At 38.6% G+C, this 19,313-nt stretch carries 12 protein-coding genes and 1 pseudogene; 2 read left to right on the forward strand and 11 right to left on the reverse strand.

What is annotated here, in order from left to right:
* The 10 genes and pseudogenes from WYK_RS02990 to WYK_RS03035 form a co-directional block, all read right to left on the reverse strand.
* Positions 1-1,349: cadherin-like beta sandwich domain-containing protein (locus WYK_RS02990; protein ID WP_040373121.1), on the reverse strand; the 1,349-nt coding region annotated here is incomplete at its 3' end.
* 128 nt (positions 1,350-1,477) lie between these two features.
* Positions 1,478-2,329, reverse strand: a complete 852-nt coding sequence (locus WYK_RS02995) for a VOC family protein (RefSeq protein ID WP_040373122.1) — start codon at positions 2,327-2,329, stop codon at positions 1,478-1,480.
* 105 nt (positions 2,330-2,434) lie between these two features.
* On the reverse strand, positions 2,435-3,277 hold the full coding sequence (locus WYK_RS03000) for a DUF1206 domain-containing protein (protein ID WP_040373123.1): 843 nt from the start codon (positions 3,275-3,277) through the stop codon (positions 2,435-2,437).
* 190 nt (positions 3,278-3,467) lie between these two features.
* The gene (locus tag WYK_RS03005; RefSeq protein ID WP_040373124.1) at positions 3,468-6,074 is read right to left on the reverse strand and encodes a GAP1-N2 domain-containing protein; all 2,607 of its coding nucleotides are present in this window, start codon (positions 6,072-6,074) and stop codon (positions 3,468-3,470) included.
* A 3-nt stretch (positions 6,075-6,077) separates the two neighbouring features.
* Positions 6,078-7,331 carry a TRAFAC clade GTPase domain-containing protein gene (locus WYK_RS03010; protein WP_040373125.1) on the reverse strand — a complete coding sequence of 418 codons (1,254 nt, stop codon included), beginning with the start codon at positions 7,329-7,331 and terminating at the stop codon, positions 6,078-6,080.
* A gap of 10 nt (positions 7,332-7,341) precedes the next feature.
* The gene (locus WYK_RS03015; protein WP_040373128.1) at positions 7,342-7,971 is read right to left on the reverse strand and encodes a hypothetical protein; all 630 of its coding nucleotides are present in this window, start codon (positions 7,969-7,971) and stop codon (positions 7,342-7,344) included.
* A 23-nt stretch (positions 7,972-7,994) separates the two neighbouring features.
* Positions 7,995-9,269: a vWA domain-containing protein gene (locus WYK_RS03020; protein WP_040373129.1), complete on the reverse strand. Its 1,275-nt coding sequence runs from the start codon at positions 9,267-9,269 to the stop codon at positions 7,995-7,997.
* 17 nt (positions 9,270-9,286) lie between these two features.
* The gene (locus WYK_RS03025; RefSeq protein ID WP_040373130.1) at positions 9,287-11,596 is read right to left on the reverse strand and encodes a hypothetical protein; all 2,310 of its coding nucleotides are present in this window, start codon (positions 11,594-11,596) and stop codon (positions 9,287-9,289) included.
* Positions 11,597-11,616: 20 nt separating this feature from the next.
* Positions 11,617-15,005 (reverse strand): annotated as a pseudogene (locus WYK_RS03030) (tubulin-like doman-containing protein).
* 11 nt (positions 15,006-15,016) lie between these two features.
* Positions 15,017-16,768 carry a vWA domain-containing protein gene (locus tag WYK_RS03035; RefSeq protein ID WP_040373131.1) on the reverse strand — a complete coding sequence of 584 codons (1,752 nt, stop codon included), beginning with the start codon at positions 16,766-16,768 and terminating at the stop codon, positions 15,017-15,019.
* A gap of 191 nt (positions 16,769-16,959) precedes the next feature.
* On the opposite strand from WYK_RS03035, the gene WYK_RS24755 reads away from it, so the two are divergent.
* Positions 16,960-17,097, forward strand: coding sequence for a hypothetical protein (locus WYK_RS24755; protein WP_161629095.1), 138 nt, complete (start codon positions 16,960-16,962; stop codon positions 17,095-17,097).
* Between the two features lie 168 nt (positions 17,098-17,265).
* Entirely contained in the window at positions 17,266-18,054 is a 789-nt protein-coding gene (locus tag WYK_RS23155) for a hypothetical protein (protein ID WP_051387285.1), read from the forward strand.
* A gap of 123 nt (positions 18,055-18,177) precedes the next feature.
* Here the strand turns inward: WYK_RS23155 and purT are convergent.
* Positions 18,178-19,313, reverse strand: a 1,136-nt coding sequence (gene purT, locus WYK_RS03045; RefSeq protein ID WP_040373132.1) for a phosphoribosylglycinamide formyltransferase 2, incomplete at its 5' end; no start/stop codon positions are given.

Raw genomic sequence — 19,313 nt, forward strand, 5'->3', positions numbered from 1 at the left:
GACCAGATAGACGAAGATTCTTTGGTTAGCTGGCTACCCTCCACCATATTCATACGATTTCCTCCTGGTTTTCCTTTTACATCTACGGCACTAACTGATGCTTCCGTTTGATCAATCGAATCAACCTCTGACTCTCCTGCTGTGTCGAGGTCTTTTTCAATGACCAATATATACGTACTTCGTTCATCATCTTTTGAGACTACAACCGATAGAATTGTTTTAGCTGCATCTGCTAATGAAATAGTCTTACTGCTTTTGCCTTCAATCTTAATAGTTGAGTTACTGTCTGCTGCCGTTGTCAATGTAACACGTTCAACATCAGTATCTACCGAGATATGATAAGTAAATTCATTACTTGAAAAAGCTTTGTTCCACGTTCCATTTGAAATCGATAACGAGGAAAGCTTAGGTCCATTATTCTCATTACTCTCCACTTGATTCGAACCCAGTTCTGATGTTGGCTTAGCTGCAAGTTCAGCGCCTGCTTGTTGTTGTGATTTTGATAGCATTTGTGAAGGAGATTTCGTATTTTCAGTTGGTGCAGAAGAACTTCCCTTGGATGGGTTGTCTCTTTTGACATCATCACCGTTACCTGACTTTGTATCATCATCTGTTTTCGTGTCAGTTCCCGATTTCGGTTCAGATTCTGTATCGTCATTAACAGTCTTCGCCTTTCGTGTTACGGTGAGCACATATGTCTTTTGGGTACCATCCTCTGCAGTAACAACTATCTTAATCTTTGTTTTTCCCACAGGCAGCTTAACGGAGATTGCTGTACCAATAAACACTTGATTATTCACCTTAATACTAGCCGTTGTATCTACTGCTTTAGGCTTCACAGAAAGGACACTCACACTGTTTTCAACGCTTACCTGATAATCAGTCACTGATTCTTCAAATGACAGTGCTCCCTTTGACAAGTTGAGACTAGCCAAATTCGAATTGCTGCTTTGTGCTTTTGTAACGATAAGCGTATATGTCACCGGTTCTTCGCCTTCGATCCTAATGACAAATTTATTTTCCCCCGTAATAAGCTTGTATGTACTTTCTTGCCCCCCGGTGACCACATTATCATTTACGGTAATCACTGCGTTGTCAGTATCACTTGCGGCAAGAAGCTGAATATCCGTCACATCACTTCCAACTGAAGCACGATAATCCTTAACATTTGCATTGAATTCCTGATTTAACTGTACTCCTCTAACAGACAGTGTTGATAAAACTTCACTCTCCGTTTGGACAACTTCTCCGTTCGTCTCTGCCCTTACTTCACGTTCATACCCAAACGGTCCAATCCCTAGCAAACAACATACAAGAACGAGTTTTCTCCCTTTATGAGAACTATGCATACTCAACCCCCTTATATTGACTCTTTACCATTAAAGTAGCATCCCTTTCTTAACTTTTACTTAATATTTTAAAATCTTTCACGGGACCCCAAAAAAGACACCGAGAAATTATCCCGGTGTCTACCTTGTTATACATATAATCGTATTACATTTCCTGAAGGATCTTGTGTGATGTACGACCCATTGTCTTCTGTTAGATAGGCACCCAATTCTTTTAAATTGGCTAGAGCGGTTTGCAGCGTTTCAATAGCTGGATAATGCAAGGTAAAGGTTTTTAATCCCAAGCTGTTCTTCGTTGGTGCAGGAGCTCCAACGCCTGCCCAGGTATTCAAGCCTATATGATGATGATAGTTTCCTGTTGAAATAAACAACGCTTGTGCTCCGTATCTTAACACCACATCAAAACCAAGGACTTTGATGTAAAACTCTTCTGCTTTCACTAAATCTGAAACATGCAAATGGATATGTCCCATGACCGTTCCCACAGGTAATCCATTCCAAGTATCGCTTATCCGGCTAGCAAGTACACCCTCTGCGTCCATCGATTCAGTAATCATCTGCACATGGTTATCCTGCCATATCCACTCTTCTTCTGGGGTATCTGCATAAATCTCTATGCCGTTCCCATCTGGGTCTCCTAAATAGATAGCTTCACTCACACCGTGATTAGATGCCCCTTGCAGAGGATACCCCGATTGGAGAAGATGCAGCAGAACATTCCCTAAGTCTGCCCGGGTCGGCAGCAAGAGTGCAAAATGATACAAGCCAGTTGTCCGAGGTTGTTTTTCAATGATTACTTCCGGCTGTTCGATTGTTAGTAAAACGGTTTTGCCATCCGCCGATAACGCGGCCTTTTTTTCTGTTTGTTCAAGTATGGTAAATCCGATCACTTCTTTATAAAAAGTCATACTGCGATGTAAATCCTTAACCAGTAAATGAACATTCCCTACATAAGTATAAGGATGATTTTGATATTTCATTTTTAACGCTCCTCTTTACTTACTTTATGTAAGTAACTATATATTAAAAACCATATTTTTTCAACTCTTTTAAAAAAAAATCCCCGAAGACAGAGGATTCAGAGATTAAAGATCTAAGTATTTATTTTTTCCTTTCAGTATCTCATACATTCCATAAAAAGCTAATCCGATTGAAACGATGCCAAGCATGTATGACCCATAATCCTGTTGAAGCAGCTTTTGCAAAGCTTCATCTAATCCTTTTGGATTATCTGAATCAGAAGTAATCGCCATTCGAGTAACAAAAAACCCAAGGAAACTAAATATTAACCCTCGTGCTATGAATCCGATTTTGCCTGACTTCTTAGCCGCCTCAATTTCCGTATCGCTCATCTCAGTAACTTTAAATTGTGACATAAACTTCTCTTTCCAACCGGAATAAATTTGAAAAATTCCGTTCGCAATGATTCCTAAACCAATTAAACCAATAAGCCAAGGACCTGCGTCAGTTGCTAATATCATTGCTGTCCAGGTCTGTTTACTGTCACCTGTACTTCCGGCATGAATAGCAAAAGAAAAGGCTTTATAGGCTATACCAATATAAATGACACAAGAAATAATATCTCCTGCTTTCGTCGTCCAGCCCTTAACCTCCTTTTTTTTCAAGGATTTTATTTCAATTATTTTAATGAGCAGCCATATAATATAGCCCAATAATCCTACAGCAATCACCCATAGCAACGCTTCACCAAAAGGTTTTGTTGCCACAGCTTCAATAGCACCGTTAGTCCCTTTCGCTTTTCCTCCAATCCCAGCAGCAGCCAGCAGCGACAGGATCCCTACTAAAATAAACACAAACCCTTTTGTCATAAAACCAATTCTGGCAAAAATCTTCATCCAGGGTTTTAGTTCATGTTTTGTGTTCTTTGCTCTTTGAGTCAGGTTTTCCTTTAGTTCGGCACTATTCATGATTCATTCCTCCCACTTCTCCTTCTTTTCTCTTCCCCCTATTCACTAAAAGAAAACGAAGAAGACACAGCTGCTAATAATTACTATTCCTATTCCTATTAGATGGTAACCGTTTATTTATATGTATGAAGAAATCTACTTCTCCGTGCCCTCAAAAAAAGCACTGTACCGGCCAGTGCCTCCATCGTGATTATTCTTCTTGTCCTTTCTTTTTTTCACTGATTTCTGCCAGCTTCTCCATATCTGGTGAATGACTGCTGTCAATTCGTTGAAAAGAGATGATTTCTTTTTCTTTATCAACTGTAGCCCATTTAGTATCTAACGTATAAACATAACCAAGATAACTTATCGTAATCTGTTGACTAGACTTTTCTATTTTTGCTGTTTCTTTATCATATGCATGTAACTCGACTGTTTGATTTTCAACGGATTTAATTTCCTTAATAAACAGGATTGGAGATAAAGCAGCAGCCTCTTCACTTGCTTCTTTGTCCTTCTCCGCTTCATTCATTTTATACATCGTAAACACAGTCAGAGCACTGCAGGTTAAGACAGCTAGCATTACACCAGAAATAAGCACTTTTTTATTCGTATATATAAACTTTCTAAAACCTGACATCCGCTCATATTTAACCCGGTCCAACAAGCTTTTCAGTTGAGCGTTGTCCTGCCATCTTTTCAGTGTTCGCTTGTTTTCGAAAATCTCTAAAGCATGATTATGCAGATATCGTTGAACAGAACGTTTATAATCCGGGTCTTCTTCCATAAGCCCGTCATCAAGTCTTGAAAAAGTAAATAGAAACTGTCTGACTCCCTCGAGTCCGCCGCCATTTTTATGAACATATGACAGCATATCATCATATCGGTAAAGATTCGTTTGGTTTTGATCCTTATTCAGGAAGCAAAAGGCCGTCAACTCTGTCAGCTGCACAATTCGTTTATCAGGTATGCCCTTTAAAAGCATCATTTGCAATTGAGTAAAGTAAGGCTGATGAGCATGTCTATCAGATTCCCTTGGATACCCTTTTTGCAGTATATCTTGTGCCTGTTGAATCACCCTTATTTTCCACTTCACTTCACCAAGCTGAAGCAATTTCGGAACCCGATTTGTGATCACTGTAAGTTGATTTAAATCGTTCGGACTTACCAAGTTCAAATCTAATTCTCTTATTAACAAAAGCGATAACTCTTCAATTATTTCTTTCTTAAAGACTTCAACGTCCTCAGAACGCACATATCCTTGGTCTGCATACAGCAGCTTCTTCACGTTACGATAGGCTTGAAGCTGGTTTTTTTCATTTGGAAACAAACTGAGTATCCCTGCGCTGGCAGCTTTTTGAAAACTGTAATTTCCAAGGGATTCAGGAGTATGCTCATGCCAATATACGATTTCATTCATGAGTATATCCAGTGTAGTAATACGACTAAAATAATTTTGAATATATGGCTCAAATACAATCGAGATTAAATGATTTTTACTAAAGACTAATTGGTTTACCCCTTTAAATAAACCCGGAAAGGCTTTTAACTGACTATAGAGAAAACCTATATAGGACAAATCCTTGCTGCCATAATAAAGGACCCTATAAAAAAACGAAACATACGGATTACGATTTTCCCTGGAAAAAATCGAATAAAAGTAAATCATCTCGCTAATCAGTTCTTTTTCAGGCAGATTACTCGGTGTAAGACTCTTACTTTCTTGATCAATCAACGCATGTAGTTGTTCACAAAGTTCAGGCTTATCCTGATAATTATCTCCCGTTAAGAAAGAACGAAAGCTCTTAAATACGACTAATTTTTTTTCTTCAGTTTCGTGGTATTCACCCATTTTCAACAGATATAACCTGCTTAGTTCATTGTAGAGTGTAAGCGAAGGGTTAGCGATATCCAGCAAATTTGTTTCTGCATAGGCGTAAAAATGGTCTAAATCTCTTGAGCGCTCTTGGACCAGTTTGCTGGCAAATTGAATGAATGGCTCCTGATCTGCCTCATCACTGATATTTAGAAAAAAAGATTGGTCAAAATCAAAGACAAAGTCCCTTTGAATCGTGCTGTCTTGCGGACGAATACTTCCTTTTTCTACAAACATTAATCCTATATGTTTCTTACTTTGCGGCTCTGCATGGTAGGTAAGCATGCTAAACGCTTTTCGCATCTCAAAAGGCATACACTGAAAGAGATAATAACCTAATTGATAGGCACCTTGTGTCGCCTTGGTGACATCACCAGGTAATGAAATATACACTTTTTTCTTCGTTGTCATTGACATTAATACCGCATATACCACTTGTTTAAATTGTTTCCCGCTTATTCCAAGCTCAATCAGAAGCTGATTCAATGGTTGTATCGATGGTTTCATCACCGGCAGTGCATCAATTTCATTCAGAACCTTTCCATGTGACACATCATAATTCAATCGAAATGGAAGTTCTCCAAACAGCTTGTCAGCTGAAGTTAGGTATTCCCTCACTCTATCCTTTGGAATAATATAGTTATGGCTGAAAAATGTTTCTCTTTCACCCGTATAATCAGATTCCTTGTATACACTTTGGCCAATCACTAATTCACCCATTTCAGTGAAGGTGATTAAATTGGCTTTTGGATAGCGTTCTTCTTCTCTAATACCTGCATTTGTCAAAGACTGCGGCGGATAATAAGCGCAAAGCTGCTGAAGCGTTTGTTTAATGTAAGACTTATCTAATCCAGGTGAGGCTGCGATAGTTGAGTAGCCTGGTGAGGAAGAAAAAATCCCCTCGCGCTCCCTCGTATAAATCTGCTGCTGAATTTTAGTCATACCTTAGTATTCCTTTCCGTCAATATAGCCTAGCTGATTCAATAGCCAGATAACGGGCTCATCGACTCGAACAGGATTGACGACTCCATTAATCTCTTTATTGATAGGATTTGAACCGAGAGCCGATACAGCAAAGTAAGCTGTCTGATTAAAGTAAACATCTAGGGCATCTTTGAACGGCCTGTCAATTTTTTCAATCAGTCGTCTAATCTCTCCATCAATATTCTCGAATTCTAGTAAATTAAGTGCCTCTCTATGTACATAGTTTTGAAAGATATTACTATTAGGCTGAAGGTATTCTCCATCTTCCTCTGCTAAAGACTTTAATAGATCGCTTTTCGTCAAAATGACCGCAGTTGGAATATCTGTTTTCCCTCTGTCTTGATGTCCGATAAAATTCTCATATAAATTTAAGATTACCTCCCTCGGCTCTGCATACCGATCGGATAAATCACCCTTTTCGTCGAGGCCTATCAGCATACGGTCACGAATAGTCTTGATTTGGAGCGGATCGACTAAAAAGAGAATACCCGATGAGTTCTTAATATGAGAAGCAAATATAGATAGATAATCTTGGTCTACCATTCCTTCTCCAGGAACATCAAAAAACACAAGCGTAAGCGGTGCCTTTTCTTCGTTCTTAAAAACCAACTGAAAAATAAATGGTTCTTGGAGCTCTAAGCGTGTTGATTGAAGCATTCTGCCATATTCAAATATCGGATCTTCATACTTTTCCTTAAATTTACGGCTGACTTCCCCATTTAAAGGCATGCATGCAGCATCAAAATGATGTGCGGTCGTATTTTGCAGAGTATGAATTAAGGAGGTCATATACACTGATTTTCCAACTGAAGAAGCTCCCACAATTGAAATAATATTACTTGGTACTTTTCCGGCGTTAATAGGAAGGACATTATGGCAGGACGGACATAATCGTTTTTTCGTTAACTCTCCATGAGCATCAGTCATCCCCACTAACACTCCGTCTACATAAATTTTATCGTCCTCATGTGCATATTCTGGGTTTAAAATGGCCTCCATCTCAGGTGCAGCATCCATTCCAAATTTAGCTCTATACTTATTTAAAGCTTCATCTTCTTGAAGCGCATATTCTTCGTCCTCTTCTCGGTAATGCTGTGCACGAAATACAACACGTTCCGGAGGGTATTTTTCAAAGCAATACGGACAGACAATATTGTAAAATGACGGCCTGATGACTTCTTCTTTTTTAAATAAATTCTTAAATATGCTTAGCATCCTTATCCCCCTATTCTGGTATTAACTCATAGTGCTCACCGTCTTTTTTTCCATTGGTAAAGAAGAGGCCGATGTAGTCCTGCTTATTAATTTGAATGTCAGGAAGCAGGCTAAGACCTTGATCAAAGTCATGAACAAAAGAATAAACTGAACCATCTTCTATGTTCAACGGACTGCTCCCAGTCTTCTTTACATAGCTGAGCGTTTCTTTTGGTAATGAAATTTCCGTTCTAACCTTGATTCGAACGGTTTTTTGTTGAGAAAACCAGTTTTTTTTATAGGTTATGGAATAAAAGATCTTTCCCTTTTGTGTTTTTGGACTTACTTCGTTGAGCTGATTTTGCTGATCTAGAACAATCATCTGTCCATCTTTTCGGATTGCAGGATATACCTTATACACAATCTTTCCAATAGATGTGACAGAGTCCTTATATCCCGCATTTGCTTTATATTCTTCTCTCGTATATAACTTAAGCGGCCTTCCGCTTCTTTCTATATCTGCTTCCTGTTCAATTACCTTAGCAATGTATACATACTGAATATTTCTCGGCCATTGCCAAGTGAGGATATTAATATGATCAATATTCCGTACGCTGACATCATTAACCCATTGACTAGGTTCAGCTTCATTCCAGTTCATGATGGAAACGCCTCCCCCATTCTTTAATGAAACGAATTGCTGGATTTTTTTTGATCTAGATCATTATTTGCGTTCATGCGACTCGATAGGATTCTATTATTTCCCTCTCTAGCCATATACACTTGATATGGAACAATTGCTGAAAAAATACTAATAATCACAGCTAAAAGAATGTCAGCCCATACTCGTATTAAGAAGCCGTGTAAATAATAGTTTCTAAACCCCCATTCCATTACTAAGCCTGCAATCAGTCCAGCAGCTAGTCCGCCCCATGTAAAACTTTGAGCTAAGAACCGGTTATCAAACATCAATCCAAGTGCCATTCCAAGAACAGCGCCTATTAGAGCGATAAAAGCAATTCGCAAGATTTTATATAACAGCATATAACCAGCACTGCCTGTTCTTTCACCAATCAGCAGTCGTTCCTCGGCATTCTTTTGAATTTCTTGAAAAGTACCCGCGAGCTTGTCTGTATCATTCACGCTATAATACTGGCCGCCCGTTTGTGCCGATATCTTGCTCAACAGCTTAGCCCCTTCATATTTTTCTCTGCTTAATCCGACTGTATTAATGACAATTTCCCGATTTTGAAACGGTTGTAGTGTTTCACCTACATTCACTTCACTAATTCCGTCCGAAAGTAATACAACCATCGTCCGCCGGCCGCTATTATTACTCTCAATATACTTCATTGACTCTGCCAAACTAAGAGCAATATCTGTTCCACCGGAAAACTGAATCACCTTTTCAAAAGCCTTCCCGGCGTTTTCCCTTTCCTCATCGTTCGTAAACGATGTAAAGGGCTGAATCATCGAGGTTTCATCATTAAAGAGAAACAATGAACTACGTTGACTTTTATTCATGTTCATCAGGAATTCTTTTACGGCTGTCACAGTTTTTTTATCCGGATCTGTTTCCAGCATACTTCCTGAAACATCAAGGACCAGGACAATATCCTGAGGACGTTTAATAGTTGATGCATCAAGCTCATAAACGTATTGCAAAATGGTTCCAGCTGCAAAGGGCAGTACAAACATAACCGGCAGTAACAGCTTTAACGAGAATAACGCATATTGATCTGCCCACCGTTTCCCAGTCAGAACAGGTTTCCATTTCTCTGCAATAAACGCCATTCCTCCTATCCACAATCCAAGCTGACCGAAGTACAAACCGACTAAAATACTGGTTGGGATGACCGTCATAAGCCTCTCCATTAGCATTTCGCCCGTAATGGCTCCCATGACGGCTCCGAGTAATGTCAAAATGAGTAGAAAGAAGTTGAATTTTCTTACTTTCATTTTTTACCTCCATTCATTTAAGGAGTGATGGAAGCAGCATCCGGATGGAACTCAAATCCATTTTCCTGATATTTTTCATAATAACGATAATTGCTTTGGTAAAAACGTAGATCTTCAATAAGAAAGCCGCCCATTAGATGCAGTTTTTCAATTCCACTGGTTCTTCTTTCATGAATACAGCCATGTCGATAAGGGAGATTTGTATCCATGCTTAAGGCAAATTGTATAAAGCTGCTTTCATAATCCCCGAAATAATAGTTTTCTTCATAACGGTGTTTCTGGTTGTATTCTAGTAAATGGACCTGACAAGCTGAATCCTTATCTAGAAGCTGATAGATTTCACTAAACAGCTCCTCCTTTGTCAAGACCACTGCATCACCATAGGAGACCATAATGTTTCCTCGTGCAAGAATTTCATCTTCGAAAGTATGATCAAGCCTAGCTGATTCAAAGATCATTTTGTGACACATGGTTAAGACTCTTCTTAGGAAAGTACCATTATTCAGTGATAGTGAATAGTTACCAAGGTTACTCTCGTCAAAAAAGATTTCTGTACTTCGTGTTTCCACTATATCGCGAAGAATGAGTTCGACCACTCGCTGATAATATTCAGGAATGTTTTGATTAATTTTACTTTGATATCCTGTAATGACTTGCTCTGCCTGTTCACGGAGGGTATTCTCTAAAATCTCCAGCGTCTTAATTTGTTCTTCAAACTCCTGATTTGATGTTTCGAGTACATCAATGTACATATTTACCGTATTTAAATTCAATCTATTTCTGAGGATTTGCCATTTCATTCTGTATATTTTTAGTAAAAAGTGAGAAATAAATTGTCGAGTCGTGGTTTTCTCAGAAAATAGGTTTTTTTTGAATTTCTGATGTATTCCTAGTTCCTCGTATACTTTCTCTAACTCTATCGTTTGATTGGATATTTGGTTAACATAACCTGCCTTTAGTTTCAAAAGCCGCTGAATCATAGAATCATCCGTCCACTGATAAGCTGTATAGATTCCATAGCCTGGCTGCTCGACGACTCGTTTACTTAGCAATTGCTTTAGACGTTTACCAGCCAACTGTCGATCTTCATTTAAAAAAGTTTCGTAATTTTCAGCAAAAAACAGCTTGGCTGACTTCCCAAAAAAAGTATCTTCCACTTCTTTTAAGGTCTGCATCTTCACTTGAGAAAATGTCGTAGATGTTGGCATGAGCACGAGCATTTCCTCTAGCTTATCCTCTGATGGAAGGATACTTTCTGTTCTTCGTTCAATGGAAAACTCATCTAGCTCCAGCAGGCGAAGAATAGCATCAGTCTCCATCTTTGTCGTCCTTTCACGAATCACTTTGATAAGATACTGATAAAAATAATAAAGCACATTAATCGCAATCGCCTTATTTGGCCGGCTTACTTTAGAAAATCCCGCTGTTACAAACACGGGATTCCCCTCATCATCTTGACTATTCTTCGAAAACTGCACATTGTTATAGCTCTCATTGCCAGTGAAGTGCTGATGTTCACTAACCAGTTTATTTTTCATCATAACGATGGTTGAGATTATTTCGTAATTCTTAACCATACCGTTTGGAGCAAATAAACCCCGCTCATCCTTATCACCCAATATATACACCAGATCAAACAGACGTCCGCTGTATCGAGTAACCGGCATACGAATGTTATCCTTAGTGACATGAATGTCCGCTGTAAATACGTATTCATCCCGCTGCAGCACCTTTAGTTCCTCGAGAAAGCTAATACCAAACGCAGCTTCATCTTCTACAATTCCCCGCTCCTCCACTAAACAAAAAGCATCGAGATAGTGCATCGTAAACAGCTCTTGGCAGGAATTTTCTAAAAGAATCGTCAATTCGGCACTAAGGATGGTCAACGGATCAACAATTGGTGTAACCATTGATAGATGAACCTTTTGGAACGAGTTGAACATAACACCCAGCTCAGAAAATCGGACATTCACCTGCCGTAAAAGTTGGTTATATTCAATCAGTTTCGATTCATTCTGGTAAAAGCGCTCATAAATACTTGGGCGTATCCTCTTTCCAGCTTCATACTCATCAACTGCCTTAAAGGAATAGACATTTTTCTCCTGCCATGTTTCTTCTAAATAGACATGAATATAAATAATCCCTTCATGATTAGCCCATTTTCGCTGATTCATTTTATAAATCGCTTTAAGCGCTGGCAGGGATTGATCGCCAATAAATAAATAACAAATTGGATTATTAATGATCCGCCGCTCATCTTTGCCCACTTGAGTGGTTTCTGCTTTTAAGATGTATTCATCTGTGAATTCAGTTAATAATTCGCGCATGATCATACCCCATTAAAAGACTATTTTAGTACTTTCACTAGACTATTTGACCTGTCAAGAATCTGCTTATAAAAGCCGTAAACCTCATTACCATTAGGAAGTTCATCTCGAGTCCACTCGAGCTCAGCTCTTGAGTCTCTTGCCACAGTCATTAAACGTTCAAGTTTCTTTGTCAGCAAATCTGTATCCGCATTGTTCGCCATTTGCGTGTTTCGGCGGTCTGCTTTCTTTTCAAGAAGTGCTTTACGTTTAGAATCAAGACTTCGATATACTTGATACAGCTCATATTCAACAAACGTATTTACCTTCGTTAAGTTAAGGAGTGGTTCCCAGCTATCTTCTTCTACATCATGATCGTATACAAAGAGAGCGCCTCTTTTGGTTATCGTATCGGTATACAAAACTTCAATAAATGTTTGAAGACTTGTTTCTTCATCCTTATAGGACTGTAAGAAAGCATCTAATTCATTCAGTTTTTCCTGAATCGACACATATTTTTGAATTTCCTCCTTAACAGCTTCTACTTGTCTTGGTGTACGAATAAAGTTTTCAATAGCATCCTGTTCATTACTGCTGGAAAAGATATCTTTGGTAACGGCAATCGGCAGCTGCTCATTCAATAGTTGCTGAAGATCCGCTCTAAAGCGTTTTATTTCAGTAAAGTTAGGTTTCCCTGTCGCATCTTCCACTAAATAGCTGACAGAGAATTCTTTCATGCTGAATCGTTCAGATAAATAGACCTCAAACTTATTATTGGAAGAGATATGTTCGCCTTTATTTTTTATAATGCCCCATTGTTTAGCTTCGTTAAAAATTGAACGAACCTTCCCGTTATAATCCTTTAATCGAGGATTTTCATAGATATCCCCCCACGATTTTTCAGGAATTGGAGATGGTAGATAGGCCCAGTTCATTGCTTTCGTCTGCGATAAATGACGTCCGACTCCTTCACGTTCGAAGATCGACTTTTCATAAATTTCTTCATAACTAGAAAGCGGAGTAAAGACAAACAAAGGGATTCCATTCTTTGTATTCAACCAGAAGATACGATTACGGACTTCACTTTCCTTAACTGTAAAACGAGAGCCGCTGACAGATGTCCGTTGAAAATCTTTAATTCCTTTTAGAATACTTGGTGCCTGCCGTGGAACTGAGACAAATCCCCAAGAAGGGAATACCAAGCTGCCTACACTATTATTTAAATGAAATACCGGTATAGCTTCTTCATCGAGTGTCTTGGCTATTTTTCTTTCGACAATATGATCGATGGATTCTTCCTCTCCATACTTCATGACAAGAAAATCCTCCATTGATTTGGTTATCAAATCTCCGAATTTATCAGTTAGGAAATCAGAAATAGAACTGATAATATCAATATCCTGCTCCTTCACCCAACGATTTGACTGATCAAGAAGTTCTTTCGTAAAATCTTGAATCATATCATTTCCGTCTTTCGTTTCCAGAATCTCGGTAATCTTCCCGGCCATATCCGGAACACTAACAACATCCCAATAATACGTTTTATTCCCCTGTCGATCCTGTTTTTCTTGCCCACGCGTCAGGATTTCACCATTCTTTTCAAATATTGTGTTTAATGAATTAAGAATTTCTGTAACCACCGCGTACATTTTACTATTTTCATCATTAATCATCGTATGAATGTCATGATAAAAATCGACCATTTGTTCCATACATTCTTTGTCGGCACGCAGATAATATTCTTCTACTTTAGCTGCGATAAAGGCATTTTTCTTTTTATCCTTTGAAAATAATGCACTTTTAGCATCAGCCATTTTTTCAGCTGCCTGATCGGAAGCATCGGAAATTTCCATTGGTTTTCGATAGGTCTGTTCTTTTAATGATTCAATGTACGATTGAATCAAGTTAAGGAGGCTATATCCCTTGTGAGTATATATAAGCCGTGAGACGAAAAATGGTCCTTGCTCAGGATTTAAGAATGTACGTCTAATTTGATCTTTAAATTCTTCAAGAATTTCCGCTGGGTATTGTTTTTTCATCTTAATGTAATTTTCTCTGGCTTTTGTGAGATATCCTTGGTCTAGCTCCGAATCCATACTGATTACCTGCTGTTTAACCACATTCGCATAACTAAGCCGATCACTATTTTCATAGCCTGGAATTGGTTCGGGTACGAGTGAATTAAATTTCCGATGTACAGAATCAACATCAAGCCCAATTCGATTCGCAAAGTTCTCTACTTCTTCCTGTGAAGGGGCAGCAGGAAACATCTTCTCCATTTTCTTAAACACTTTATAAGCTAGGTAGGTAGTCATTTCCTCTATCGGCAGAATGGCCGAGGAAGCCCCTAGAATGTTATACATATAATTTGCTGTGTATTCTTTATGCATCTGCTTAATATTTGTACCGATATTGCTTATATAATCGTGGATGGCAAACTCTTCTCCAGATTGCTTATCTTCATTCGCCATGAAATTCGTTATATTTTCGGCTGTCACATTCATGGTATAATCATAGGCATTTTCAAGCGGTTTACCTTCTAAGTTGGTTGCAGAAATTAAGTGGCAGAGATTATACGGCGGCATGGCAGAATTAACATTCAGGATGTTTCCGTATTGCTGTTTGAATCGTTCATTGCGTTCATCAACATTCATCCAGTAATCTAGTTCTTTCAAAGCAGCAAAACCATTTTTCTTTATATATTCGCTAGTATGCGTATTTAAGCTCTTATTCGATAAGTTCACGTCAGGCGTGAATAGATAACCTAGAATACTAACCTTATCTACACCGGCACTTCCGTGTTCCCTCTCTAGGATACCGCGGATAATATAAGAGATATCAAGGAAACAGCCGGATCCAGTTCCTCCAGAAATTCCAGTCATGATAAATACAGTTAACCGTTTATTCGTCCCTTCAGATAAGACTTTAATCTTCCTCTCTATCGTCTGGACTACTTGATTAATCTTCGTAAATAACAAGAGACGTCCTGCTTGTCTCACGCCTGAAGCACCACTGATTCCATCCGTTATCAAAAGCTCCGGTGAGAGCCAGTCTGTAATATAACTCGGCAGTGTACTCCGGTTTTGCAAAAGACTCCCTATCTCAGCATTAGATAGAAGGACGAATTCCGTGACAGGATCGAGTCCCATGCCTTTATACTTCTTAAATTGATCTTGTTCATTCGTTTCAAAAGCCAAATATTCTATATTAGCCGGTTTTTCTTTTTCTTTTTAGAAATAGGATCCGCAGGTAATTTAAATCGTCTATTTACCTGATACTTCAACCGCAGAAGGGCATCGATCCCGGTACCGCCTAAACCAATAACCAACATGGGGTTATCAATTGTATCTACACGGATTTTGTCACTGACTATTCCGCCCCCCTTTGAAACGTCAAGTTGCTGGATATGTTCTCTAACTGTTGCCTTCATGTCTTATCCCCCTAAATAATATAGTCTAGTGATATCGATTTATTGACCTTATGAAGCATAATTTTCAAACGATCATTCTTCTTAAGTACCAACCCTTGTGCTGCGTCAACGGCTCTACCCGATCTTTCAATAACAGCCTCGCCCTTGTTATAGAGTATAAGTGTGTCATTCTTTCCTGGTACTAGAATGATAGACTCTGTTTCAATAAATTCAGGTGCCAGTTGAAGCAGCTGATGCAATCTCACTTTTCCTTTAAAAGCATTCAGCTTTCGATACTGCGGCGATGTTTTCTCTCCCGTGTTTTCATCTCTGACTTCTATAACCATCTGACCAATAAATCCTCTATTTGCTTTCTTAACCAGGGACAAAATATAAAAAATGAAGCACGCAGCGGCAAGTAGACCAATCCCAGTTCCAAGCCATTTTACTCCTTTACCCTCTTTAGGCTCTTCTGCTAAAACCGATGAAGTCTTTCTACTTGCATCAATAACAATACTGTTCGTTTCACGTGAAAAGCTGTTATCCTCCGCTAGTACCTTTAATTCGTATTTATGCTGATCAGGAATTTTCCAGTTACTAAAAAATTTCTTTCCGTCAGTATCCAGTGGATACTCCACCACTTTTTTGAGAGTTAAGTCCGTTACCAGCAGCTTAGCCTTCATCTCTTTGTACATTACAGGGCTTTGCAGCTTCTTTCCGCCCGTTTCAAGAAATGCTTTGATTCCAACGGTATCATTCTTTCCGTAGTTCTTATTAGCAGGCTCCTCAAGAAGAAGCCCTAAATCATAGTTATAAATCATATTGACATCAATTTTGTCTTTATTAATTCCCTTAACTTGGATCTTCCACTTACCGAATGCCGGTTTAATTAACTTTATGAGAGTATAAGCATTAGAACTTGAATAATAAACGTTAGAGGATGGGATGTTCACTTCCTTGCCGTCAGGGTCAAATAATTTGGCAGTAATCGGTTTATTTGTGGTAATCGATATATTGGCCTCCATTACATTTTCGTTTGGAATATCAATGACAACATCCTGATATTTTCCATTTGCTGTTAATTTTGTTACCGGAACAACCTTAAGCTTTAAATGCTTGGCAAATATTTCACTCAAAATACTTGGCAGATCGTCTGCTGAATTGGTCGTAAAATAGATTCCGCTTGTTTCTTTTGATAGATTCTTTAATACAGATTGATTTGTCTTGCCGTCTGCATTAAGACCAATGGTGTAAATCGGATAGCCCTCTGCTTTCGCCTTATTAACGGCTGTTTGCATATCTTTATCCGATTGCTTTTGCGTGCGTCCTGAATCCGGATTTAACTCATTAATTCCATCTGCCAAAAGAATAATCAGAGGTGAATGTCCTTTAGCCTTGCCAGCATCAAGAATTTTCACAGCCTCATTCACCCCTATTGCAATATCAGTATAGGATCCTCTTGTTAAGGAATCTATGTATTCTTTGAAATCCGTTTTATCCTCTTCTGAATTAATTTCCAGCAAAGCCTTTTCACGGTTAATTTGATCAGTATAGGCAACTAACCCTACCTTATCTCCGCTAACGGATAACATATCAACAAACATCTTCATTGCTTCATTACTTACTTTTTTCTTATCGCTCTTATTCATGGAATTACTCACATCAACAACTAACACTGCATCCATCTTTTCGGCAGTATCCACAGCGTATCCTTTTATGGGCAGCAGGCCTGCCGTTATAAATAAGCTGATCGTGATAAAACTTATATATCTAGATAATTTCACCCATATCCCCCCTTACATACGTAAACCAAGCAATCTATAAATAATAGAAAATAGCAAATTATATGAATATTATAGTATTTTATTTACATTTTAACTATAATTAGTTAGACATTATATGTTAATTATTACATTTATTTTTAATTAAAGTAAATATATGTAATTATTAACTACGAACCAAGGAGGATACACTGATGGTTTTTATTATTTTTGTCGTTATATTTCTGCTTATTCTCGTTAGGAAAATTCATATGCTTTATATCGATAAAGTAATTGCAGAAGACACCCCAAGTATTGATAACAGAATCATCGAACTGCTTAATTCTAAATAATGAAAGAAAGCGGGTGATCCTATCAGGAAGCTGTCTGTTAAGCTGACTACGTTTATTGTGCCTAAGTCATTAATTTCTGAAATCCATCTATGTAAAAAGTGTGAAAGCTACACTCTTTTTCCTGAGAATGGATGTCTAAATTGTCCCAGCCTAAAAGGTTTTTATACATTGGATCAATTTGTCACAAGAAAATATCGTCTGCAATTTCAAAATCACCTGCTTTTATTATTCACCTTGTTAGTCATAACTGCTGTAAGCAGCCTTGACCTGACGGTATTTTTATTAACAACTTTTCTTGGAACATTGATCCTTATCGGATATAGTATGTGGAAGTTTTCCATGCGAGTGAGTGAAAAAAAGTTACTGCTCGATGACCTAGTTTTAACAGATCAAATAAAACTAACTGAAGGAATAAATGAAAATAAGCGGTATGCACAAAAGAAAATTGATATCGGCCATTACCAAGAAGCCTACGAACTTCTCCGTAAAATTGGCTTGTATATACACAATAATGAGATAAAGGAACTAAAGCTCGGCTGTTTGAATCAATTTTATCTTCGAAAAGATATGCAGTTAGAAATGGATTCACTCCTGCCAGAAGGATTCAGCCCGTTATTTATTCAATATCTTACCGAAGCAATTAAGGTGCAGCGGAATCTAGTTAACAAAAATGTTTTGGATTATATCATTCGCTATGAGGAGGAAATTCAGGAGCATTTTTCATATGATGTATTTATAACTACTGCCGGTGCAGCGTTAAGAAAAAAACAGTATTTCATCTATTACAAAGACTTTATTATGAAGTATATTCATGGCCTTCCTAAAGAAAGGATTATCCGTTTATGCCGGATTCTCCAAACCACGAATACCCCTGAGTTGGACCAAGTACGAGATCAACTCCACAACCTAATCCAAATAAAGTACGCGGGTGAGAAAGAAATGGCTGCGTTACTTTAGTAGAGAGTTTCATAATAAAGTGCTTTCTTCGGGTTGGTCCCCCTTAAAAGCTTAGTCCCGATCTTTAAAAAGAGTGCCATTCTGATTGGAATGGCACTCTTTCAATTAATTAGCAGGCATTGTCTATTTCTCGTTTACTTGTAAACATCCTTTTGCCTGATTCGCTAGGCCTCTTGCCTCTTCTGTCGTCTCTGCTGAAGAAAGAACTACTGCGACGCGGCGTCCCTGTTTAGTAACGGGTTTAGCAAAAATACGGATTTGAGTGTTTGGAGTGGACAACGATTCTTCAACTCCTGAGATGCTATAATTCTCAGCTTCAATCGGTGCCTTCAAGGGACGGCTCGCTCCTGGAGTAACCAATGTAATTTCTGGAATCGGATATCCTAAAATGGCACGGATATGTAAGGCAAACTCGGATAAGTTCTGTGTAACTAGTGTGACTAACCCCGTATCGTGCGGACGTGGAGAAACTTCACTAAAGTATACCTTTTCTCCTGATAGGAACAGCTCTACTCCGAACAGACCTAAACCACCCAGCTCATCAGTAATCGCAAGTGCGATCCGTTTAGCTTCTTCTATTTGCTGGTCCGTCATATCATGAGGCTGCCAGGACTCAATATAATCGCCGCCGTCTTGAATATGTCCAATCGGTGCGCAAAACTTCGTACCCTCAACAGTCCGAACTGTTAATAGCGTTATTTCTGAATCAAATGAAATAAATTCTTCAATGATTACTCTACCGTTTTGCACACGCCCTCCTTCCATGGCTGACTGCCAACAGGACTTTAAATCTTGTTCAGTAAGACATACACTTTGCCCTTTACCTGAAGAGCTCATCAATGGTTTCACTACATTTGGGAAACCAATTTTATAAGCACCCTTCACAAATTCTTCATATGTATCGGCAAATTGATAGCGGGCAGTGGGTATTTGTAAAGTCTCAGAAGCAAGCCTGCGAATGCCTTCACGATCCATCGTCAGTTTAGCTGCACGAGCCGTTGGTATGACTGTAAATCCTTCATCCTCCAACTTAAGAAGTTCAGAGGTTGCAATCGCTTCAATTTCAGGCACAATTAAATCAGGTTTTTCCCTTTCAATAATCTCCCGAAGCTCTTTTGCATTCATCATATCGATTACATAACTGCGGTGAGCTACCTGCATAGCTGGTGCATCTGCATAACGGTCAACCGCTATCGTCACTACACCCAAACGCTGCGCTTCAATAATCACTTCTTTTCCTAGTTCTCCAGAACCTAACA

It is taken from the genome of Peribacillus psychrosaccharolyticus ATCC 23296, assembly GCF_000305495.1.
Taxonomy (GTDB): Bacteria; Bacillota; Bacilli; order Bacillales; family DSM-1321; genus Peribacillus; species Peribacillus psychrosaccharolyticus.

Excerpts from the sequence above, each read along its gene's own strand:
- WYK_RS03000 (WP_040373123.1), bottom strand. The coding sequence starts at position 3,277 with ATGAATAGTGCCGAACTAAAGGAAAACCTGACTCAAAGAGCAAAGAAC.
- WYK_RS03020 (WP_040373129.1), bottom strand. The coding sequence starts at position 9,269 with ATGAAAGTAAGAAAATTCAACTTCTTTCTACTCATTTTGACATTACTC.
- WYK_RS03005 (WP_040373124.1), bottom strand. The coding sequence starts at position 6,074 with ATGACTAAAATTCAGCAGCAGATTTATACGAGGGAGCGCGAGGGGATT.
- WYK_RS03025 (WP_040373130.1), bottom strand. The coding sequence starts at position 11,596 with ATGCGCGAATTATTAACTGAATTCACAGATGAATACATCTTAAAAGCA.
- WYK_RS24755 (WP_161629095.1), top strand. The coding sequence starts at position 16,960 with ATGGTTTTTATTATTTTTGTCGTTATATTTCTGCTTATTCTCGTTAGG.
- WYK_RS03015 (WP_040373128.1), bottom strand. The coding sequence starts at position 7,971 with ATGAACTGGAATGAAGCTGAACCTAGTCAATGGGTTAATGATGTCAGC.
- WYK_RS02995 (WP_040373122.1), bottom strand. The coding sequence starts at position 2,329 with ATGAAATATCAAAATCATCCTTATACTTATGTAGGGAATGTTCATTTA.
- WYK_RS03010 (WP_040373125.1), bottom strand. The coding sequence starts at position 7,331 with ATGCTAAGCATATTTAAGAATTTATTTAAAAAAGAAGAAGTCATCAGG.